Origin of the sequence: Microbacterium sp. 22296 (genome assembly GCF_052045385.1) — a bacterium.
Taxonomy (GTDB): domain Bacteria; phylum Actinomycetota; class Actinomycetes; order Actinomycetales; family Microbacteriaceae; genus Microbacterium.
This window is the reverse complement of the sequence record NZ_JBQEOS010000003.1, coordinates 227,954-249,869: the sequence shown is the minus strand read 5'-3', so window position 1 is coordinate 249,869 and position 21,916 is coordinate 227,954. Positions and strand designations below refer to the sequence as shown.

Annotated in this window: 16 protein-coding genes, 1 other RNA gene and 1 pseudogene; 15 read left to right on the top strand and 3 right to left on the bottom strand. The window is 71.0% G+C overall.

All coding sequences use genetic code 11. The annotated features are described in order from the left end of the window. Positions 1 to 32: 32 nt before the first annotated feature. Complete coding sequence (locus ACTJJP_RS07550) at positions 33 to 1,508, bottom strand: APC family permease (protein ID WP_440774402.1); 1,476 nt, start codon at positions 1,506 to 1,508, stop codon at positions 33 to 35. A 201-nt stretch (positions 1,509 to 1,709) separates the two neighbouring features. Here ACTJJP_RS07550 and ACTJJP_RS07545 point away from each other — a divergent pair, with 201 nt between their 5' ends. The 3 genes from ACTJJP_RS07545 to ffs all read left to right on the top strand — a co-directional run bounded on the left by ACTJJP_RS07545 (position 1,710) and on the right by ffs (position 4,118). Further along, complete coding sequence (locus tag ACTJJP_RS07545) at positions 1,710 to 3,209, top strand: APC family permease (RefSeq protein WP_440774401.1); 1,500 nt, start codon at positions 1,710 to 1,712, stop codon at positions 3,207 to 3,209. After that, complete coding sequence (locus ACTJJP_RS07540; protein WP_440774400.1) at positions 3,202 to 3,906, top strand: helix-turn-helix domain-containing protein; 705 nt, start codon at positions 3,202 to 3,204, stop codon at positions 3,904 to 3,906. The genes ACTJJP_RS07545 and ACTJJP_RS07540 overlap by 8 nt, the downstream gene beginning before the upstream one ends. Positions 3,907 to 4,021: 115 nt before the next feature. Then, positions 4,022 to 4,118, top strand: an RNA gene (gene ffs, locus ACTJJP_RS07535) — signal recognition particle sRNA small type. 165 nt (positions 4,119 to 4,283) lie between these two features. Here the strand turns inward: ffs and ACTJJP_RS07530 are convergent. Next, a complete protein-coding gene (locus ACTJJP_RS07530) occupies positions 4,284 to 5,345 on the bottom strand; it encodes a LacI family DNA-binding transcriptional regulator (protein ID WP_440774399.1) in 1,062 nt (353 codons plus the stop codon). Between the two features lie 124 nt (positions 5,346 to 5,469). Here ACTJJP_RS07530 and ACTJJP_RS07525 point away from each other — a divergent pair, with 124 nt between their 5' ends. The 5 genes from ACTJJP_RS07525 (at position 5,470) to ACTJJP_RS07505 (ending at position 9,688) form a co-directional block, all read left to right on the top strand. Beyond that, positions 5,470 to 6,579, top strand: coding sequence for a substrate-binding domain-containing protein (locus ACTJJP_RS07525; RefSeq protein WP_440774398.1), 1,110 nt, complete (start codon positions 5,470 to 5,472; stop codon positions 6,577 to 6,579). Positions 6,580 to 6,628: 49 nt separating this feature from the next. Continuing rightward, complete coding sequence (locus ACTJJP_RS07520; protein ID WP_440774397.1) at positions 6,629 to 7,678, top strand: ABC transporter permease; 1,050 nt, start codon at positions 6,629 to 6,631, stop codon at positions 7,676 to 7,678. Beyond that, on the top strand, positions 7,675 to 8,454 hold the full coding sequence (locus ACTJJP_RS07515) for an ATP-binding cassette domain-containing protein (protein ID WP_440774396.1): 780 nt from the start codon (positions 7,675 to 7,677) through the stop codon (positions 8,452 to 8,454). Before ACTJJP_RS07520 ends, ACTJJP_RS07515 begins: the two co-directional genes overlap by 4 nt. Next, positions 8,451 to 8,747, top strand: a complete 297-nt coding sequence (locus tag ACTJJP_RS07510) for a putative quinol monooxygenase (protein WP_440774395.1) — start codon at positions 8,451 to 8,453, stop codon at positions 8,745 to 8,747. Before ACTJJP_RS07515 ends, ACTJJP_RS07510 begins: the two co-directional genes overlap by 4 nt. Next, positions 8,744 to 9,688 (top strand): carbohydrate kinase family protein, encoded by a 945-nt coding sequence (locus ACTJJP_RS07505; RefSeq protein ID WP_440774394.1) that lies wholly within the window; start codon positions 8,744 to 8,746, stop codon positions 9,686 to 9,688. The genes ACTJJP_RS07510 and ACTJJP_RS07505 overlap by 4 nt, the downstream gene beginning before the upstream one ends. A 64-nt stretch (positions 9,689 to 9,752) precedes the next feature. Here the strand turns inward: ACTJJP_RS07505 and ACTJJP_RS07500 are convergent, their stop codons facing one another. After that, entirely contained in the window at positions 9,753 to 10,424 is a 672-nt protein-coding gene (locus tag ACTJJP_RS07500) for an NUDIX domain-containing protein (protein ID WP_440774393.1), read from the bottom strand. A gap of 40 nt (positions 10,425 to 10,464) precedes the next feature. On the opposite strand from ACTJJP_RS07500, the gene ACTJJP_RS07495 reads away from it, so the two are divergent. The 7 genes and pseudogenes from ACTJJP_RS07495 (at position 10,465) to recR (ending at position 21,908) form a co-directional block, all read left to right on the top strand. Beyond that, a complete protein-coding gene (locus ACTJJP_RS07495) occupies positions 10,465 to 11,226 on the top strand; it encodes a DeoR/GlpR family DNA-binding transcription regulator (RefSeq protein WP_440774392.1) in 762 nt (253 codons plus the stop codon). A 58-nt stretch (positions 11,227 to 11,284) separates the two neighbouring features. Beyond that, positions 11,285 to 13,462 (top strand): phosphate acetyltransferase, encoded by a 2,178-nt coding sequence (gene pta / locus ACTJJP_RS07490; protein ID WP_440774391.1) that lies wholly within the window; start codon positions 11,285 to 11,287, stop codon positions 13,460 to 13,462. After that, complete coding sequence (locus ACTJJP_RS07485) at positions 13,459 to 14,688, top strand: acetate/propionate family kinase (RefSeq protein ID WP_440774390.1); 1,230 nt, start codon at positions 13,459 to 13,461, stop codon at positions 14,686 to 14,688. The genes pta and ACTJJP_RS07485 overlap by 4 nt, the downstream gene beginning before the upstream one ends. Before the next feature lie 73 nt (positions 14,689 to 14,761). Then, complete coding sequence (locus ACTJJP_RS07480) at positions 14,762 to 15,496, top strand: HAD family hydrolase (RefSeq protein ID WP_440774389.1); 735 nt, start codon at positions 14,762 to 14,764, stop codon at positions 15,494 to 15,496. A gap of 120 nt (positions 15,497 to 15,616) precedes the next feature. After that, positions 15,617 to 18,157, top strand: a complete 2,541-nt coding sequence (locus ACTJJP_RS07475; RefSeq protein WP_440774388.1) for a glycoside hydrolase family 65 protein — start codon at positions 15,617 to 15,619, stop codon at positions 18,155 to 18,157. Between the two features lie 226 nt (positions 18,158 to 18,383). Next, positions 18,384 to 20,261 (top strand): annotated as a pseudogene (locus ACTJJP_RS07470) (DNA polymerase III subunit gamma and tau); the annotation flags it as partial. A gap of 693 nt (positions 20,262 to 20,954) precedes the next feature. After that, on the top strand, positions 20,955 to 21,908 hold the full coding sequence (gene recR / locus ACTJJP_RS07465; protein ID WP_440774709.1) for a recombination mediator RecR: 954 nt from the start codon (positions 20,955 to 20,957) through the stop codon (positions 21,906 to 21,908). Positions 21,909 to 21,916 lie beyond the last annotated feature (8 nt).

Below are 21,916 nucleotides of genomic sequence, written 5' to 3'. Positions count from 1 at the left end.
GTCACGGCGCCCAGGCGCGCGGCGTCCGAAGATCAGCCGGCGATGGCGTCGGTGAGCTTGACGTACGCCGCGGGCCGCCGACGGCGGATCCACGCGGCCTGGGCGACGCCGAACACGGGCACGAGGACCGTCAGCCCCAGGAGCGTCCACGTGACCGCGCCGAAGACGGGGGCGCCGTCGGCATCCACGTCGCCGACCATCACGGGGAAGTACGCCACGATGACCGCGGCCGAGAGGATGAGTCCGACGAAGCCCAGGGTCGGAGCGATGACCGTGTTCCACGGGCGGCGATCCTGACGGTTCCGCGCGAAGTACACGATCACCGCGACCGAGGTGACGGCCATCAGCGCGACGATCGCGACCGTCGCCACCCCCGAGAGCCACGTGAAGACCTGCAGCAGGGGATCGAGGCCCAGCAGCGCCGAGCCCGCGAGGAGCACCCCGGCCGTGCCCGTCTGCACCAGCGACGACACGTGCGGGGAGAGGTGTCGTGCGTGCACGTTCGAGAGCGCGTCGGGGAGCACCCCGGCGGTCGACATGGCGTGCTGATAGCGGGTGAGCACGTTGTGGAACGACAGCACGCACGCGAACATCGAGGTCAGCAGCAGCACGTTCACGAACACCTCGCCCACCGCCCCGAGGTAGATCGACACGGTGCGCAGCATGAGGGTGGCGGGATTCTCGGCGGCGGCGGCCATGATGCCGTTCGGACCCCACGCCATGATCAGTCCCCACGCCGACAGCGTGTAGAAGACGCCGATGCCGATGACCGCGCCGTAGGTGGCGCGCGGGATCGTGCGGTCGGGGTCGCGGGCCTCGTCGCGGAAGATCGCGGTGGCCTCGAAGCCGATGAAGGCGGCGATCGCGAACATGAGGCCCACACCCGGCGAACCGCTGACCACGTTGGCCGGTTCGAAGGGCGCGGCGCTCAGCCCTTCCGGCCCGCCCCGGACGACGACGGCGGCCACGAGCACGAGGACGATCGCGACCTCGGCGAGCAGGAGGACGCCCAGAACCTTGCTCGACAGGTCGATGTGCCGATAGCCGAGGATGCCGACCAGGGCCACGCTCGCCAGCGCGTACAGCCACCAGGGCAGTTGCGGGCCGCCCACCGAGATGACGGTGATCTCGAGCAGATAACCCATGTACCCGTACACCGCGACCTGGATGGTCGTGTAGGTCAGCATCGCCGTCCACGCCGCGGCCAGGCCGGCGGGCCGTCCGAGGCCGTAGCCGATGTAGGTGAAGAACGCACCCGGGCGCGGAACGTGTCGCGCCATGGCGGCGAGGCCCACCGCGAACAGCAGCAGGATGACGGCGCTCACGGCGTACAGGGCGGGGTACCCCACCCCGTTGCCGAGCAGGATGCCGAGCGGGGCGGCCCCGCCGACGACGGTGAGGGGCGAGGCGGCGGCGACCACCATGAAGACGATCGCCGTGACGCCGAGGGAGCCCTGCAGGGTCCGTTTCGCGGACGCCGCCACCCCCTTCGATTCGAGCTGGGTCATATCGGTTCCTCCGGGTTTCGGGTGTGCAACCGAGAGTGCTCCGCGTCCGTTGCGGCGTCGTGAGGGGCGTATGAAGGTGTCGCGCCCGCGAGTGAGACCGTCCCCCGGCTCTGTCTCAGTCGATGACACGCCCCGGAAACACGCGTGTCGCGACGGGGCAACCCCCGCGGCGTACGGTCGGCTGATCCCGACGGAGACGACATGACCGCACTCTCCCGCGCCATCGCGCGGCCCACCCCCGTCGCCGGTTTCGGCGAACGCTCCCCGCTGCACGGCCTGGAGCGCCGCCGCATCGGCATCCTGGATCTGGCCGCCCAGTCGGTGTCGGCCGTGGCCCCGGCGGCGGCGGCCACCACCGTGGTGCTGCTGGTGGCCGGCGTCGCTCCCGGCATGACCGTGGCGGCGATCGCCGCGGCGGCCGTGCTCAGCTTCGGGGTATCCCGCACCGTCGCGCAGTTCGCCCGGCGCTTCGCGACCGCCGGGGGCCTCTACACCTACACCGCGCGGGGTCTCGGCACCCGCGCGGGACTCGCCACCGGTGCCGCGATCGTCACCGGGTACGCGGCGGTGGCGATGTTCGCTCTTCTCGGCGGCGCCTACTACTCGACGTACCTCCTGGCGGGTCTCTGGCCGGGGCTCGACCGCCCGGTCGTCGCGGCGGGTGCCATCCTCGCGCAGACGGCGATCGTCGCCTTCGTGCTCGTGCGCGGCATCCACGTGTCGGCGCGGGTCGCCCTCGTGGTCGAGGCGCTCTCGGTCGCCCTGATCATCGTGCTCCTCGCGGTGCTGCTGGCGCACGTCGGGCCGATCGACCTCGGGGTCGTGCTGGCGGTGCCGAGGACGGGCGGAGAGGCGTTCGCCGTCGCCGCCGGTGCCGTGATCGCCGTCACTGCTTTCGTCGGTTTCGAATCGGCGGCGACGCTGGGCGTCGAAGCGGTCTCGCCCCTTCGCAACGTGCCGCGGGCGATCACGGGCACGGTGGTCATCTCGGGGGTGCTCTACCTGCTCGCGGCCATCACTCAGGTCGCGGGATTCGACGCGCTCGGTGCCGACCTGGCCGCCAGCGCGTCGCCGATGAACGACCTCGCTGCCGCCTACGGTCTGGGCGGATGGGGCGTCGTGGCAGACGTGGGTATCGCGGCGTCGTTCGTCGCGTGCGCCATCGGCTCGACGACGGCGCTCGTGCGCGTCCTGTTCTCGCTGAGCCGCGACGGGGTGCTCCCCGCGCGCGTCGGGCGTACGCACGCGCGCTTCGGCACGCCGGCCGCGGCCGTCTTGCTGGCGCTCCCGGTGATCGCTGCCGTGCCCCTCTTGCTGGTGGGTGGGGGAGTCGACATGCGCGATGCGATGCACGTGACGCTGTCGGTCGGCGCCGCCGGGTACATCGTCGCCTACATCCTCGTGTGCCTGGCCGCGCCGGTCTTCCTGCGCCGCATCGGCGAGGCGACCGCCGGCGCCGCGATCGTGTCGGCGCTGGCCGCCGTGGCGCTCACGGCCGCTCTGGTGGCCTTCTTCATCGACGACACCGCGAGCGGAGGGAGCAGCCTGGCCGTGGTCGGGGTTCTCGCGGCCGTCTTCGTGGTGGTCGTCTTCGCGCTCCGCCGCCGCCACGGTCCGGGCTCGATCGGCGCGTACGACGAGCCGGTCGCCGCCCAGGTGCTCGGGGGAGTCCCCTCGCCGAGGCCTCCCCGCGATGGGTGACCGCGCGGTTCCGGCGCTGACCGCTCGACAACCCGGCGCGGTCCACTCGGCGCTGTCGGTGCTGGAGGCCGTGGCGCACCTCGGTGCGGGTGTCACGGCGCAACGACTGTCCGCGGAACTGGGCCTTCCCCGAGCGACCACCTATCGACTGCTCAACCTCCTCGTCGAGGACGAGTACCTCGTGCGCACCCCCGACCTGTCGGGCTTCGCGCTGGGTGCCAAGGTCGCCCAGCTCGCCGCGCTCGCCGCGCCGCCGGCGCGGCTCTCCTCGGCCGCACGAGCGGTCGTCGACGACGTCCGCCGCCGTGTCCGCGGCGGTGTGCACGTCGTGCTCTTCGTCGACGGACGCGTCGTCGTGCTCGACGCCGACCCCGACTTCCCCCTCTCCGATCACGCACGCCTCGCGCGCGAGCCGGAACGCTACGCGCTGGGACGCCTGATGCTCGTCGGCGACGACAGCGCGCGGGGGGCGGCGGTCGAGGCCGCGCGCGTCGACCTCGCGCGGTGGGGCGCGACGCGTCAGAGCGGCGAGGTCACGGCGACCGCCGGGTGCCTCGCGATCCCGTTGCGCGATGCCGCCGGTGCGTTCGCGGGGGCCCTGGGCTTCTCGGGCGCCCGCCACCGCGTCGACGAGCCCGAGCTGACGCTGTCGGCACTGCGTCCGGCTGCCGATGAGCTGGCTCCCCTGGTGGTGTGACGGGCGCCGGCTCCACCGCGTCCACGAGACGCCGCGGGGCGCGAGGGGGCGCAGCGACCGCGGGCGTGGGAGACCCCGCCGGGATGGATCCGGCTCGCGCGTCGGGTAAGCTGAACTCGGCTCTCCGCGTGGCGGCATCCAGGCCAACTCCCCCAGGACGGAAACGTAGCAAGGGTAACCAGGCTCTACCGGGTGCGCGGAGGGTCTTTTTCATGCCCGGAATCGGCGACCCGCCCGGCGCGGGTGGGTGGGCCGCCCGACTCGGCGGGTCCGGCGGCCGCGGTGCCGTCCGCGGGTGATCGCGGCGGCGACAGCCTCGGCGGATGCTTTCCGGTCGATGCCGCGGTCGGCGCGGGCGGATCCCTCCCGATCCGTGGTCAGCGCGGGCGGATCTCTCCCGATCCGCGGGGGATCAGGTCGACGGGCACGACGACCCGGCGCGGCGACATGCGCGCAACGCCGTCGAGGGTCTCGAACAGCATCTCGGCCGCCCGCACCCCGATCTCCTGCGGGCGCTGGGCGATGACGCTGATGCCGGGTTCCATCAGGTCGGCGAGATCGACGTCGTCGAACCCGATGAGGGCCACATCGTGGTGTCGGCCCAGACGGCGGAGGGCGTGCACCGCGCCGATCGTGATGAGGTTCTGCCCGCTGACGATCGCCGTCGGGGGAGTGGGCAATGCCATGAGCTCCAGTACGGCCCGTTCCGCGGCCGCCTGATCGGTGAGGTCGCGGACGATGACGGTCGACGTTTCGGGCAGCCCGAACTCCGCGGTCGCCTCGCGGAACCCGCGCTCGCGCTCTCGGGCGGTCCAGATGTCGTGGCGGTCGAGCAGCAGCGCGATCGTGCGGTGCCCGTAGCCGAGCACATGACGGGTGGCCAGCGCCGCACCGCCGACGTTGTCTGCGTGCACGAGGTCGGCCGCGAGGTCGGCGGGCTCGCGGTCGATGAAGACGACCGGCATCTTCTCGGGGACCATCTCGCTCAGGTACGCCTGGCTCCCGGCGATGCAGGTGAGGATGAGGCCGTCGACCTTGCGCCGGACGAATGCGCCCACCGCGGCGATCTCGCGGTCGGGATCGTCGTCGAGGCTCGAGGCGAACACCGCGACGTCGCGGTGGATCGCCACATCCTCGATCGCGCGGTGGATGGTCGCCGAGAACGGGTTCGCCACGTTTCCGAGCAGCAGCCCGAGGGTCTGCGTGCGCGTCATCGTGCGGCGGAGGTTCGCCGCGTACGCATCGGGCTCCCACTGCAGTTCGGCGATCGACGCGCGAATGCGGGCGGCGGTGGCTGCGGCCACGTTGGGCTCGTTGTTGATGACGCGCGAGACGGTCTTGATCCCGACGCCGGCGTGCAGTGCGACGTCGCGGATCGTGACGGAGCGAATGGCGACGGAGCCCTCGCGGGCATCGGGTCTGCCTGATAACGGTGTCATCACTTCGAACTCTTTTGATCGATTGGTTCTTGCACTCTATAAGCACTTCGGGTACACCTGTGACTGACACCGTTGTCAGTCCGGTTTCGACAGAGCAGTCCCCGACCATCAAAGGACCATATCCATGCCGCAGCACTCGACGTCCCGCGCCCTTCTCACGGCAGCCTCGATCGCCGCCGTCGCAGCCCTCGCCCTCACCGGCTGCTCCTCTCCCGCGGGATCCGCGACCTCCGCCGCTCCCGCCGGCGCCGACGAGCAGGTGGGCGTGACCCTGATCGTCAAGACCACGAGCAACCCCTTCTTCGTCTCGATGGAGGAGGCCGCACAGGCCGACGCCGACAAGGCCAACGTCAAGCTGACGCTCGCCGCCGGCAAGAAGGACGGCGACACCGACAGCCAGATCCAGGCCATCGAGAACGCCATCTCCCGGGGTGACAAGGGCATCCTCATCACCCCCAACGGCCCCGCCGTCATCAATGAGATCGAGAAGGCGCGCAAGGCCGGCCTGTACGTCATCGCGCTGGACACCGTGCCCGACCCCGCCGACTCCGTCGACATCACCTTCGCCACCGACAACTTCGCCGCCGGGGAACTGATCGGCCAGTGGACCGCCGAGAAGCTGGCCGGTGAGACCGCCAACATCGCGATGCTCGACCTCTTCAGTGACCAGATCGTCACCGTCGACACCGCGCGCGACCAGGGCTTCCTCAAGGGAATGGGCATCGACGTCCCCGACCCCAGCAAGAACGGCTCGGAGGCCCCGTCGGGCTCCTACACCGGTGGCAAGGGCGGCTCCTACACGATCGCCGGCCACCAGGCCACGCAGGGTGCGGAGGACGGCGGACGCTCCGCGATGGAGACGCTGCTGTCGAAGGACCCGAACATCAACGTCGTGTACACGATCAACGAGCCCGCCGCCTACGGCGCCTACCAGGCGCTGAAGGCCGCCGGCAAGGAGAACGACGTCATCATCGTCTCGGTCGACGGCGGCTGCACGGGCGTCGGGTACGTCAAGGACGGCATCATCGGCGCGACCGCGCAGCAGTACCCGTCGAAGATGGCCTCGCTCGGCATGGAAGCCATCGCCACGATCGCCCGCGGCGGCGAGGCCCCGAAGCCGTCCGACGGCCTCGACTTCTTCAGCACCGGACAGCAGCTCGTCACCGACGAGCCGCAGACGGGGATCGAGAGCCTCACCTCCGCCGACGCCGCCAGCACCTGCTGGGGCGAGTGATCACCCGGGGGCGNCCCCCGACCTCCCACCCGCGACCGGGAAGACCCTCATGTCACAAACACCCTCCACTCCCCAGACCGCGCCGCCGACGTCGGCCCTGCACCTGGCCGACGAGTTCATCTCGCGCCAGACGCCGATGCAGCGCGTGCGCAACGTCCTGTACCGCTACCCGGCCGTCAGTCCGGCCATCGTGCTCGTCGTCGCCGTCATCGTCTTCGGCATCATCAATCCCCGCTTCCTCGCCCCGGCCAACCTCTCGCTCATCACGCAGCAGGTGGCCGTGATCGGCACGCTGGGCGTCGCGCAGACGCTCGTCATCCTGACCGCGGGTATCGACCTGTCCGTCGGTGCCGCGATGATCCTCAGCTCCGTGGTGATGGGCAACGCGGCCGCGGGGCTCGGCATCCCCGGCCCTCTCGCCCTGGTGGTCGGGCTCATCGCCGGTGTGCTGACCGGCCTCGTCAACGGCATGCTGGTGACCCGCCTGAACCTGCCGCCCTTCATCGTCACCCTCGGCACGCTCAGCATCTTCACGGCGCTGTTGCTGCTGCTCTCCAACGGTGCGACCGTCCAGGGGAGCGACCTGCCCGAGATCCTCACCTTCACCGGAACGACCTTCCACATCGGCGTCGACGTGACGTTCGGGGTGTTCCTGATGATCCTCGTCTACGCCGTCGTCTCCTACGCCCTCGGACGGACCGCCTGGGGGCGCCACGTGTACGCCGTCGGCGACGACAAGGAGGCGGCCCGCCTCAGCGGCATCCGGGTCAACCGCGTGCTGCTGAGCGTGTACCTCGCGGCCGGCGCCATCGTCGCCCTCGCCGCCTGGATCCAGATCGGTCGCGACTTCGGGTCGAGCCCCAACGCCGCCGTCGACGCCAACCTCAACGCGATCACGGCCGTGGTCATCGGCGGCATCAGCCTGTTCGGCGGACGCGGCAACGTGTGGGGCACCCTCCTCGGTGCGCTCATCGTCGGCGTCTTCCGCAACGGCCTCGCCCTCGCCGGCCTCGACGTGCTCTACCAGACCCTCGCCGTCGGTGTGCTCGTCATCGTCGCCGTCTCGATCGACCAGTGGATTCGGAAGGTTCGCAAGTGAACGCCGCAGCAACCGACACGCGCACGCCCGTCCTCTCGGCCACGCGCCTCGTCAAGACCTATGGGCACGTCGTCGGTCTCGACGGCGTCAGCCTCGACCTCTACGCCGGCGAGGTGCTCGCCATCATCGGCGACAACGGCGCCGGCAAGACGACGCTCATCAAGTGCCTGACGGGGGCCGAGATCCCCGACGGGGGCGAGCTGCGCCTCGACGGCCAGCCGGTGACCTTCCGCCGCCCGCAGGACGCACGGGAGGCCGGCATCGAGACCGTCTACCAGTCGCTCGCGGTCTCGCCCGCGCTGGATGTGGCCGCCAACATGTACCTCGGTCGCGAGATCCGGCGTCCGGGTCCGCTCGGGTCGGTCTTCCGCATGCTCGACACCAAGACCATGCGCAAGAACGCCCGCGACGAACTCACGCGTCTGGGCATCTCGACCCTGCAGGACGTCACGGTCGCGATCGAGAACCTCTCCGGCGGCCAGCGTCAGGCCGTCGCGGTCGCCCGCGCCGCGGCGTTCGGATCCAAGGTCGTGGTGCTCGATGAGCCCACTGCGGCCCTCGGTGTGCGCGAGAGCAACCAGGTGCTCGAGCTCATCAAGCGCCTGCGCGACAACGGGGTGCCCGTCATCCTGATCAGCCACAACATGCCTCACGTGTTCGAGGTGGCCGATCGCATCCACATCCAGCGTCTCGGCAAGCGCGCCGGCACCATCACCCCCTCCTCCCACACCATGAGCGAAGCCGTGGCGATCATGACGGGCGCGCAGACGCTGTGACCGGCAAGTACCTCTACGCGCAGTTCACGGCCGAGGAGGGGAAGGGCGACACGGTCGCCGGCCTCCTCCGCGGTTACGGCGACGACGTCTCAGCCGAACCCGGAAACGTGCGCTTCGACGCCCACCGGCTGGCCGATGACCCCGACAGCTTCTTCGTCTACGAGGAGTACGCCGACGAGGCCGCATTCCAGGCGCATCTGGCGACGAGTCACTGCGCCGCCTTCAACGAGGCGTTCGCGCCCCACGTCATCGGTGGCGGGTCCACGCTGACGTGGTTGAATCCGGTGTCATGAGCGCATCCATTCCTTCGGTCCGAGCCCTCGTCATCGGCGAGGCGCTGATCGACATCGTCGACCGCACCGGCGTCGAGAGCGAACACGTGGGCGGCAGCCCCCTGAACGTCGCCGTGGGCCTGTCGCGGCTCGGCGTCGAGACGACCTTCGCCACCGAGTTCGCCGACGACGAGCGGGGGCGTCTCATCGCCGCGCACGTCGAGCACTCCGGCGTCGACGTGGTGCAGACGGCTGTCGATCAGGAGCGCACGTCGACCGCCCGGGCGCACATCGGGGCCGACGGCTCGGCGACGTACGACTTCGACCTCTCGTGGGAGTTCGCCCGCGCGCCGCGTACCGACGGCTTCGGCATCGTGCACGTCGGGTCGGTGGGCGCGCTGCGTCCTCCCGGCGCGCACCGGGTGGTCGAGCTCGCCGAGGCGCTGCCGCGCGACGTGCTCGTGAGCTTCGACCCCAACGTGCGCCCGGCCCTGCTCCCGTCGGTGGCTGAGACGCGCGATCTCGTGCACCGGTACGCCGCCCGCGCGACGGTGGTGAAGCTGAGCGACGAGGATGCCGAGTGGCTCTACCCCGACGATCCGGCTTCGGCCGCGGCGCGGTTGCTCGAGCAGGGGGCGTCGATCGTCGTCGTCACCCGCGGTGCCCACGGGAGCACGCTCTCCACGCGCGCCGGCGAACTGCACGTGCCGACCCTCCCGGTCGAGGTCGTGGACACGATCGGCGCCGGCGACTCCTACATGTCGGGGCTGATCGCGGCCCTCGCCCAGAAGATCGGTGTCGAGCGCGTCATCGAGGGGCGTTTCGACGAGGCCGAGCTCCGGGCGGCCGGGCTCGCGGCCGCGACCGCCGCGGGCGTCACCGTCAGCCGTGCGGGTGCGAACCCGCCGACGACGGTCGAGCTCGAGGCCGTCCTGCAGCAGAACACGGTCAGCGCCTCCTGATCGTCTCCGGTGCGACGACCCCGCCGAGGGGCGTCGCACCGGACGGTCTCGGCCGACCGGCTCCTCACCGGCGAGCGAAGGGTCCGTCCAGCACCGCCCACTGCAGCAGCATGATGGTCTTGGCATCCTGAATCGATCCCTCGCGGATCATCGACACCGCCTCGTCGATCGCGTACTCCAGGATCTCGATCTCCTCGCCCTCCTCGACGAGACCGCCGCGGTCGCCCACGCGCGTCGATCCGTCGTAGGCCGCCGCGAAGAAGTGCAGGCGCTCGGTCACCGATCCCGGGCTCATGTAGACCTCGAACACGGGTTGCACGTCGTCGACGCGCACGCCCGTCTCCTCCTCGGCCTCGCGGCGGATCGCGGTGACCGGGTCGTCGTCGTCGAGGAGGCCCGCGGCGGTTTCGATCAGCATCCCGTCGGGGTGGTCGTTGACGTAGACCGGGTAGCGGAACTGCCGGGTGAGCAGCACGGTGCGCCGCTCGGGGTCGTAGAGCAGGATCGTGGCGCCGTTGCCGCGGTCGTACGTCTCGCGCGTCTGCGTGAGCCACCGGCCGTCGTCGCCGCGGTAGCGGAGGGTCGTCTTGCGCAGCACGTGCCATCCGGCGGCGACGAGCTCGACATCGTCGATCTTCACGCGGGGGTTCCGATCGAGGTCGCGGCCGGTCAGGTGCAGATCGGTGCGCCCGCGATGGTCGGGGACGGTGGTTCCGGGGCGGAAAGACGTGCTCATAAATCGGAACCATAGTGCAGAAACGTGCAAGAGTGTGTATATGATGCTGGCCGCCGCCCGAAAAGACGCCCTGCTCGACCGCCTGCGCCGCGACGGACGCCTCGTCGTCAAAGACGTCGCCGTCGAACTCGGCCTCTCCGAAGACAGCATCCGCCGGGATCTCCGAGAACTGGATGCCGCGGGCCTCGCCGTCCGCGTCTACGGCGGCGCCCTGCCCGCCTCTCCGGCCGTCGCCGACTACTCCGCGCGGCGCGAGGTCGCCCGTGACAGTAAGGCGCGCGTGGCCGCCGCGGCGGTCGCACTCATCGAGCCCGGTGCGACCGTGCTGTTGGACGGGGGGACGACGACGCTCGCGCTCGTCGACGCGCTGCCGCGCACCTTCGCCGGCACGGTCATCACCCATTCGCCCACGATCGCCGCCGCCCTGCTCCACCACGACGCGGAGGTCATCGTGATCGGCGGCCGGGTGTTCAAGCACTCCGCGGTGGCGTGCGGTGCCGCGGCCGTCGAGTCGGCGCAGAACCTCCGTGTAGACGTGTTCTTCCTGGGCGTCACGGGCGTGCACCCGACGGCGGGGCTGACGACGGGGGATGCCGATGAGGCGGCCATGAAGCGCGTACTCGCCGAGCGCGCCGCCGAGACGTTCGTGCTCGCGAGCGAGGAGAAGCTGGCCGCGGCGTCGCGGTTCGGCATCCTGCCGCTCGACGCCGTGAGCGGGATCATCGCCGATCTCCCGGACGACGCCGCCCTCGCCGCGAAGCTGCGGTCGGCGGGCGCGCGAGTCCTCCCGGTGCGCACCTGATCACTCGACGCCGAAGCAACCCCGGGGCGATGTCGGGGGCCCGCAATAGGCTGATGGCGTGACGCAGAGCATCTACATCACGTCGGCCGAAGGTCATTCGGGCAAGTCCTCCGTGGCGTTGGGCGTGCTCGACGCGCTCAGCCGCGTCACTCCGCGCGCGGGGGTGTTCCGGCCCATCGCGCGCTCCATCGCCGAACGCGACTACGTGCTCGAGATGCTGCTCGATCACGACAGCGTCGACCTCGCCTACGACGACTGCGTCGGCGTCACCTACGACGACGTGCGCGACGACGCCGATGCCGCGCTCGCCCGCATCGTCGAGCGCTACAAGGCCGTCGAGGCGCAGTGCGACGCCGTCGTCATCATCGGCAGCGACTACACCGACGTGGGCAGCCCCGCCGAGCTCGCGTTCAACGCCCGCATCGCGGCCAACCTCGGCGCGCCGGTGCTGCTCGTGCTCGGCGGCCGGGCGCAGCAGGGCCACAGCGAGACGCTCGGTCTCTCCGTGGCCCGCACTCCGCAGGAAGTCGGTCAGATCGCCTCCCTGGCCATCTCCGAGCTGCAGCACGAGCGCGCGGCACTGTTCGCCGTGATCGCCAACCGCGCCGACGCCGATCGCCTCGACGAGGTCGTGGCATCCGTTCGCCACGTCGTCGACGCGGCCGGAGTCGTCGGCGGTACCGCCGAGCAGCGCACCGTGCCCGTGTGGGCGCTGCCCGAAGACCGGTTCCTCATCGCCCCCTCGATGCGCGGCGTGCTGCGCTCGGTCGAGGGCGAGCTCATCAAGGGCGATCCGGCGCTTCTCACCCGCGAAGTCCTCGGCGTCGTGGTCGCGGGCATGTCGATGGTCAACGTGCTGCCGCGTCTGAAGGAATCCGCGGTCGTGGTCATCCCCGCCGACCGCACCGAGGTGCTCCTCGCGGCGCTCCTGGCCAACGCCTCGGGCACCTTCCCGTCGCTCGCCGGGATCGTGCTCAACGGCGGGTTCGAGCTCCCCGACGCGATCGTGCGCCTCATCGACGGCCTCGGATCGCCGCTGCCGATCATCGCCACCGATCTGGGCACCTACGACACCGCCGTGCGCATCATGAACACCCGGGGGCGCCTCGCCGCCGACTCGCAGCACCGGTACGACACCGCCCTCGCGCTGTTCGAGCGTCACGTCGACACCGAACAGCTCACGCGCGAGCTGGGCGTCGCCCGCCCGAGCGTCGTCACCCCGCTCATGTTCGAGTACGGCCTCGTCGACCGCGCCCGCACCGACAAGCGCCGCATCGTCCTGCCCGAAGGAACCGACGACCGCGTGCTCCGCGCCGCGGCCACCGTGCTGGCGCGCGGCATCGCCGATCTGACCATCCTCGGCGAGCCGATCGAGGTGCGCGGGCGCGCGATCGAGCTCGGCATCGACATCCGCGATGCCGAGGTGCTGAGCCCCTTCGACGCCGTGCACGTCGAGAAGTTCGCCACCGAATACGCACGGCTGCGCGCCCACAAGGGCGTCACCCACGCCCAGGCCGCCGACACGGTCACCGACGTGTCGTACTTCGGCACGCTCATGGTGCACCTGGGGCTGGCCGACGGCATGGTCTCGGGCGCGGCGCACACCACGGCCCACACCATCCGCCCGGCGTTCGAGATCATCAAGACCGCTCCGGGCGTCTCGGTCGTCTCGAGCGTCTTCCTCATGGCACTGGCCGACCGCGTGCTCGTCTACGGCGACTGCGCCGTCATCCCCGACCCCACCAGCGAGCAGCTCGCCGACATCGCGGTGTCGTCGGCGGCGACGGCCGAGCAGTTCGGCATCGACCCCCGCGTGGCGATGCTGTCGTACTCGACGGGGGAGTCCGGCACGGGCGCCGACGTCGAGAAGGTGCGCACGGCCACGGCCCTCGTTCGCGAACGCGCCCCCGAGCTGCTGGTCGAGGGGCCGATCCAGTACGACGCCGCCGCCGACGCGGCCGTCGCACGGGCCAAGATGCCCGGCTCCGCGGTCGCGGGACGCGCCACCGTGTTCGTGTTCCCCGATCTGAACACCGGCAACAACACCTACAAGGCCGTGCAGCGCTCGGCCGGCGCGGTGGCGATCGGGCCGGTCCTTCAGGGCCTGAACAAGCCCATCAACGATCTCTCGCGCGGCGCGCTCGTCGACGACATCGTCAACACCATCGCGATCACGGCGATCCAGGCCCAGGGAAGCCCGGCCGTCGAGGCCCACGCCGAAGGGAGCGCGTCGTGAACGTCGTCCTCGTCGTCAACAGCGGTTCGTCGTCGTTCAAGTACCAGCTGCTCGACATGGAGCACGAGCGGGTGCTCGCCTCGGGGCTGGTCGAGCGCATCGGCGAGGGCACGGGCATCGCCCGGCACACCGTCGAGGCGGCAGCCCTGGCATCCGGTGACGCGGCTCCTGCCGTGACCGACGCCACCTACACGATCGAACGCGACATCCCCGATCACACCGCCGGCTTCACCGTCATGCTCGACGCCTTCGCCGCCCACGGTCCCTCACTCGACGATCACGCCCCCGTCGCCGTCGGGCACCGCGTCGTCCACGGCGGCGCCCGCTTCTTCGCGCCCACCGTCGTCACCCCGCTGGTGGAGATCAACATCGACGAGTTGTCGGTGCTGGCGCCCCTCCACAACCCGGCCAACCTGGCCGGCATCGTGGCGGCGAAGATGGCGTTCCCCGAGGTCCCGCACGTCGCGGTCTTCGACACGGCGTTCCACCAGTCGCTGGCTCCCGAGGCCTACACGTACGCCATCGACCGCGAGCTCGCCGAGGCGCACCGCATCCGTCGATACGGGTTCCACGGCACGAGCCACAAGTTCGTCAGCGAGGCCGCCGCGCAATTCGTCGGTCGTCCGCTCAGCGAGCTCAAGCAGATCGTCTTCCACCTGGGCAACGGCGCGTCGGTCGCGGCGATCGAGGGCGGTCGCTCCGTCGACACCTCGATGGGCCTGACCCCCCTCGAGGGCCTGGTCATGGGCACCCGCTCCGGCGACCTCGACCCGGCCGTGCTCTTCCATCTCGCGCGCCGCGCCGACATGTCCATCGCCGATCTCGACACCCTGCTCAACAAGCGCTCGGGGCTCAAGGGGCTCGCAGGCGTCAGTGACATGCGCGACATCGGAGAGCGACGGGATGCCGGCGACCCGGCCGCTCAGCTCGCCTTCGACGTCTACATCCACCGTCTCCGCGCCTACGCGGGCTCCTACCTCGCGCAGCTCGACGGCGTCGATGTGATCTCGTTCACCGCGGGCGTGGGTGAGAATTCGATCCGCGTCCGCGAAGAGGCCATGGCCACCCTCGGTTTCGCGGGCGTCGAGATCGACCCCGAGCGCAACGAGCGTCGAGAGCGCGGCATCCGGCGCATCTCCACCGACGCCTCCCGCGTCACCGTGCTGGTCGTCCCCACCGACGAAGAGCTCGAGATCGCTCGGCAGACGCTGTCGGTCACCTCCTGAGACACCCCACCCCACTACTCTGAGCCCGCGACGGCGGCCGGCCGTCGTCGTCTTGCCGATCTGGAGCACACCCGTGACCGACACCTCCGCCCTGCCCGACCTCACGACGTTCGAGGGCGTCCTGTTCGACCTCGACGGGGTGCTCACCCCCACCGCCGAGGTGCACATGCGCGCGTGGAAAGAGATGTTCGACGAGCTCTTCGCCGCGTGGCGGATCGAGCCGGCCTACACCGATCGCGACTATTTCGAGTACGTCGACGGGAAGAAGCGCTACGACGGCGTCGCCTCCCTCCTGCGCAGTCGCGATGTCGAGGTGCCCTGGGGAGACCCCTCCGACGACCCGTCCGAAGACACCGTCTGCGGCGTCGGCAACCGCAAGAACGTGGTGTTCTCGCGCATCCTGCGCAGCGAGGGCATCCAGCCCTACCCGGGCTCGATCGCCCTGCTCGACACGCTGCAGGCAGCGGGCACGCCGATCGCCGTCGTCTCCAGCTCCAAGAACGCGGTCGAGGTGCTCGAGGCCGCCGGCATCCGCGACCGGTTCCCGGTCGTCATGGACGGCGTGGTCGCCGAGCGCGATCATCTGTCGTCCAAGCCGGCCCCCGACGTGTTCGCCGAGGCCGCCCGCATGCTCGGCGTCGACCCGGCCCGCTCGGTCGCCGTCGAGGACGCCCTCAGCGGGGTGCGCTCCGCCGCGGCGGCCGGCTACGCCGTCGTGGTCGGCGTCGATCGCGGTGTCGGTGCCGACGACCTCACCGCCGCCGGTGCGACGGTGGTCGTCGACGACCTCGCCGCGTTCGTAGACTGAGCCGTCGCCTGCACGCGACACCCCCTCGTCGTCCCCGAGCGGCGAACCCGAGCTCCACCCGCGCGATCGGCATGCCGTCGTTCCGCGCCGACTCCGAACCCGCCACCGGAAGGCACCCCGATGATCGATCGCGATCGTTTCCCCGTCGACGAATGGCGCCTCGTCGAGACCGAGTTCTCGCTGGACGACGTGGGGGTCACCGAGACCCTCTTCGCCGTCGGCAACGGCTATCTGGGCCTGCGCGGCAACTCGATCGAGGGCCGCTTCGCCCTCGAGCAGGGCACGTACATCAACGGGTTCCACGAGACGTTCCCCATCCGTCACGCCGAGCAGGCGTACGGCTTCGCCGAGGTCGGCCAGACCATCATCAACGCCCCCGACGCCAAGGTGCTGCGCGTCTACGTCGACGACGAGCCGCTCTCGCTCGATGTCGCCGACGTCCGCGAGTACGAGCGCGTCCTCGACATGCGCCAGGGCATCCTGCGTCGGAACCTCCTATGGGTCACCCCCTCCGGCAAACGTGTGCGCATCGAAGACGAACGCTTCGTGTCGTTCGATGAGAAGCACCTCGCGGTGCTCCGCCTCACCGTGACGGTGCTCGACGCCGACGCCCCCGTCACCGTCAGCAGTCAGTTGCTGAACCGTCAGGACGGCGAGGGCATCTACGGCGGCTCGCCGATGGCATCCGGGAAGGCGGGATTCGACCCGCGCAAGACCGAGAAGCTGAGCGATCGCGTGCTGCAGCCGCGCGAGTACTGGCAGGACGGTGAGCGCTCGGCCCTGAGCTACGAGGTCAGCGAGTCGAACATGACGCTCGCGGTCATCGCCGACCACCTCATCGACACGCAGAACGAGTACACCTCGAGGCGTCTCATCGAGCCCGACATCGCCAAGAACGTCTACCGCGTTCAAGCGCGCGCCGGCGTCCCCACCACGATCACCAAGCTGGTCAGCTACCACACGTCTCGGGGCGTCCCCACGGGTGAACTGCTCGACCGGTGCCGCCGCACCCTCGATCGTGCGGTCGAGACCGGCATCGAGGGGCTGTTCGCCCAGCAGATCGACTGGTACGCCGACTTCTGGGACCGCTCCGACGTGCGCATCGGCGGACACGGCGATCTGCAGCAGGCGACGCGCTGGTGCCTGTTCCAGCTCGCGCAGGCGGCAGCCCGCGCCGACGGCCAGGGCGTCCCCGCGAAGGGCGTCACCGGCTCGGGATACAGCGGGCACTACTTCTGGGACACCGAGGTGTACGTGCTGCCGTTCCTGGCGTACACCTCGCCCCTCTGGGCGCGCAACGCCCTGCGCATGCGCTACCTGATGCTGCCCGCGGCGCGCAAGCGCGCGCACCAGCTCAACGAGGCCGGCGCGCTCTTCCCCTGGCGCACGATCAACGGCGAAGAGGCATCCGCTTACTACGCCGCCGGCACCGCCCAGTACCACATCAACGCCGACGTCGCCTTCGCCCTGGCGAAGTACGTGCGGGCGACGGGCGACGAGGAGTTCCTCGCCCGCGAGGGCGTGGACATCGCCGTCGACACCGCGCGGCTGTGGTCGACGCTGGGCTTCTGGCGCTCGAGCGACGCCGCCGACGACGGCGAGCACGACTCGTTCCACATCCACGGCGTGACGGGTCCCGACGAGTACACCACCGTCGTCAACGACAACCTCTTCACCAATGTGATGGCGCGTTTCAACCTGCGCTTCGCCGCCCGCACGGTCCGCGACCTCGCCGACAACGACCCCGACGCGTACGCGCACATGGCCGAGCGCATGAACCTCGACCCCTCCGAGCCCGAGCGGTGGGAGAAGGCGGCCGAGGCCATGCACATCCCGTTCAGCGAGGCGCTCGGCATCCATCCGCAAGACGCCGTGTTCCTCGAACGCGAGATCTGGGACCTCGAGAACACCCCTCCCGACCAGCGACCGCTGCTGTTGCACTTCCACCCGCTGGTGATCTACCGCTACCAGGTGCTGAAGCAGGCCGACGTGGTGCTCGCGCTCTTCCTGCAGGGAAACCACTTCACGGATGCCGAGAAGCTCGCCGACTTCGAGTACTACGACCCGCTGACCACCGGTGACTCGACGCTGTCGGCGGTCGTGCAGTCGATCCTGGCCGCCGAGGTGGGCTACCAGGACCTGGCGCTGGAGTACTTCCGTCAGGCGGCGTTCGTCGACCTCGGCGATCTGCATCACAACGCGTCCGACGGCGTGCACGTGGCGTCGGCCGGCGGGGTGTGGACGGCGCTCGTCAGCGGTTTCGGCGGTATGCGCGACCACTTCGGGCTGCTCACCTTCGACCCGCGTCTGCCCGCCGATTGGCCCGAGCTGTCGTACGTGCTGCACTGGCACGGGACGCGGCTCAACGTCACCCTCACCACGAACGCGCTGACGCTGCGCGCGGGGGAGCAGGGCGCGCCCGTCACCTTCGCCGTGCGCGGGGTCGACTACACCGTCGCCCCCGGCGAGACGGTGCGCGTGGCGCTGCACGGGCAGGGTCCGGTGCGTCCGGGCCGCCCCTCGATCCGTCAGCTCGAGGGCTCGGTGCGCGAGGACGGCACGCTGCTGTCGGCGTCGGTGCCCATCGTCACGGCGACGATCCCGGTCGTGAACGACGACGACGCCGCCCCCATCGCGGTCGGCCTCGACGGCGGGTTCTGAACGACGTCGGACGCGGCGACCTCCTCGGGTGAGGGGTCGCCGCGTTCGGCGTTTCCGGGGGGATGACGGAAGGGATGCCGGGACACCGGGATGCGTGGATCCGCGAGCCGGGACGCCGCGAGCCGGGATGCGTTGATCCGCGAGCCGGGACCCATCCGCTCGGGCGTCGAGCGCCGGAGGAGGGGGCGTCGGAGGCGATGTCGGAGGGACGCCGTAGGCTGGTCTGGTGACGACAGCCCTGTACCGCCGATACCGCCCCGAGGCGTTCGGCGAGATGATCGGGCAGTCGCAGGTGACCGAGCCGCTGATGACCGCGCTCCGTAGCGATCGCGTGGGTCACGCGTATCTCTTCTCGGGTCCGCGCGGCTGCGGGAAGACCACGTCGGCCCGCATTCTCGCTCGTTGCCTCAACTGCGCAGCCGGCCCCACCGACACCCCCTGCGGCACGTGCGACAGCTGTGTCGAGCTGGGTCGCGGCGGCGGCGGATCCCTCGACGTGGTCGAGATCGACGCGGCCAGCCACAACGGTGTCGACGACGCCCGCGATCTGCGTGAGCGCGCGATCTTCGCTCCCGCTCGCGATCGTTTCAAGATCTTCATCCTCGACGAGGCCCATATGGTCACGCAGCAGGGCTTCAACGCTCTGCTGAAGCTCGTCGAAGAGCCACCCGCGCACGTGAAGTTCATCTTCGCCACGACCGAGCCCGAGAAGGTGCTCGGCACCATCCGTTCGCGCACGCACCATTACCCGTTCCGGCTCGTCCCGCCTGCGGCCATGCTCGAGTACGTCCAAGAGCTGTGCGAGACCGAGGGGGTCGGCGTCGAGGCCGGGGTGCTGCCGCTCGTCGTGCGTGCCGGGGGCGGGTCGCCCCGTGACACGCTCTCGCTTCTCGACCAGCTCATCGCCGGATCCGACCCGTCCACGGGCTCGGAAGACGAGCCGGCCGGCCGCGTCCTCGTCCGGTACGAGCGGGCCGTCGCGCTGCTGGGGTACACCCACTCCGAGCTCCTCGACGAGGTCGTCGACGCGTTCGCGTCGAACGACGGCGGGGGAGCCTTCGCCGCCGTCGACCGGGTCGTGCAGACCGGGCAGGATCCCCGCCGCTTCGTCGACGACCTGCTCGAGCGGCTTCGCGACCTCATCATCGTCGCGGCGACCGGTGCCGGGGCATCCGCCGTGCTGCGCGGGGTGCCCGACGACGAACTCGAGCGCATGGCACGTCAGGCGACCGCCTTCGGCGTACATCGCCTCTCGCGCACGGCCGACCTCGTGGTGGCCGCTCTCGACGAGATGACGGGCGCCACCTCCCCGCGCCTGCAGCTCGAGCTGCTCGTCGCTCGTGTGCTCACCCACGCGGGGGTGTCGCAGGGCACCTCACCCGCCGCGGCCCACGATCTCGATGCGGCTCGCGGTGCCACGTCGGCCGCCCCGCAGCTCGCCCCGGCCACCGGCCGCCCCGCGTCGCCCGCCGCCGATATCGCCGCACCCGGAACGACGGATGCCGCGGCGCGGTCGCCGCGGGTCGCCTCCGCGGCGATCGCGTCTCCCGGTATCGCCTCGCCCTCCGTGGCGTCACCGGGCATCGCCTCGCCGGGGGCATCGACCGCCCCTCCGGTCGCGTCCCGGGTCGCGCCGCCCGCCATCGCCGCACCGGGTGTCGCCACGCCCGCGATCGCCTCCCCCGGCGGAACCGTGCCCCCTACCGCGGCACCGGCTGCCGAGACCACCGCGCCGCTTTCGCCGCAAGAGTCCTCGCGTGCGCCGGGGGCACCCGCCCGTCCCGAGGCGATGCGTGCGCGCGGCGCGTTCGACGACGACGCACCGCCGCTCACCGATGACGATGCGCCGCCACCGTTCGACGAGCCCGAACCGGTCGCCGAGCCCGGGCGCGGGCGCACACCCGGCGCGCGCACCGATGCCGACCCGCATCCGTTCGACACCGCTCCCACCGCCGACACGTCGCTGACCGCGGCTGTCGACGGTGCTCCCGATGCGGCGGCGACGCGCGACAACTCGCCTGATGCCGACGCTCCGGCGACGGAGGTGGCCGGTCCCGCCTCGACCGCGCCGGCATCCGCCAACCGGGAACCTGCTGCAGCGCCCGCGGGGGACGTGCCGCCTGCCGCCGGCGACGCCGCGCCGTCCGCCGCCGCTGGCGACCCCGCACCGCCTGCTGTCCGCGAGGCCGTGGTGCCTGCCGCCCCCCGCGACGCCGCACCGCCCGCCGCCGCCGGCGACGCCGCACCGGTTCCCTCACCCGCGGCATCGACGGCAGCCACCGACGACGTGTCACCGCTGGAGGCCACCGCCCCGACCCCGCCGGTCACACCGGTCGGGCCGATCGAACTCGGCCACCTGCGCGACGCGTGGCCGGAGATCCTCGCCCAGCTCGAAGTCGCGAGTCGCGCGTCGTGGCTCGTCGTGTCCACGGCGACCGTGCGCGCCTTCGACGACGACGTGCTGACACTGTCGTTCCGAGCAGTCGGCGACCTGAACGCCTTCAAGACGCGAACGCCCGATGGAGGTGCGAGCGAAGACCTGCGCCAGGCGATCCAGACCGTCCTCGGCGTCCGCGTGAAGTATCTCGCGCGTCTCGACGACGACGGTCGGGGAGGTTCCGGCCCCGGCTCGCCGCCGCGCAGCCCGGCGGGCGGATCCGACGCCCCTCGCGGCGGGGCTTCCGCGGGCGCTCCCTCCGCCCCGCGGTCGGCGGCGCCGTACACCGCGTCGGTCACGGAGTGGGCCGTCGCCCCCATCCCGTCCGCCGACGTCGTGGGGCCGGGGCCGACCGGGACGATGACGCCCTCCGCCGCATCCTCTCTCCAGGGTGACGTCGCGTCCGCCGGTCCCTNCACTGGCCGTCGACGACGAGCCCGACGATGTCGCTGCGTCGCCCGAGACCTTCGCGGTCCACCCCGGCGTCGTGCTCCCGCCGCGCGAGGTGACCCCCTCGGTGCCCGCCCCCGACGAGGTCGACGACGACGACGTCATCCCGCCGGCCGACGATGCCGAGGCGCCCCTTCCCCCCGTCGTCGTCCCGCGCATGGCTCCGCTCCGCGGCGGCGTGCAGCGGTACGGCGAAGCGGTCGTCCGCCAGATGCTCGGCGCCACCTACGTGCGCGACGAGCCCTACGAGCCCCCGACGAGGTTCAGCTGATGTACGACGGCATCGTGCAAGACCTGATCGACGAGTTCGGCCGCCTCCCGGGGATCGGCCCGAAGTCGGCGCAGCGCATCGCGTTCCACATCCTGCAGTCACCGTCGTTCGACGTCTCGCGCCTGTCCACGCTGCTCGGTGAGATCCGCGACAAGGTGAAGTTCTGCGAGATCTGCGGCAACGTGTCCGAGCAGGACCGCTGTTCGATCTGCCGCGATCCTCGACGCAACCCGGCCCTCATCTGCGTCGTCGAAGACGCCAAAGACGTCGCGGCGATCGAACGCACGCGTGAGTTCCGCGGGTTGTACCACGTGCTCGGCGGCGCGATCAGCCCCATCGCCGGCATCGGTCCCGACGACCTGCGCATCACGCAACTCATGCAGCGGCTCGCAGACGGGACGGTGCAAGAGGTCATCCTCGCCACCAACCCCAACCTCGAGGGCGAGGCCACGGCCACATACCTCAGCCGGCTGCTGCACACTCTCGAGATCCGCGTCACCCGCCTGGCATCCGGTCTGCCCGTCGGCGGAGATCTCGAGTACGCCGACGAGGTCACGCTCGGGCGGGCCTTCGAGGGTCGCCGCACGCTCTGACCCGGCCC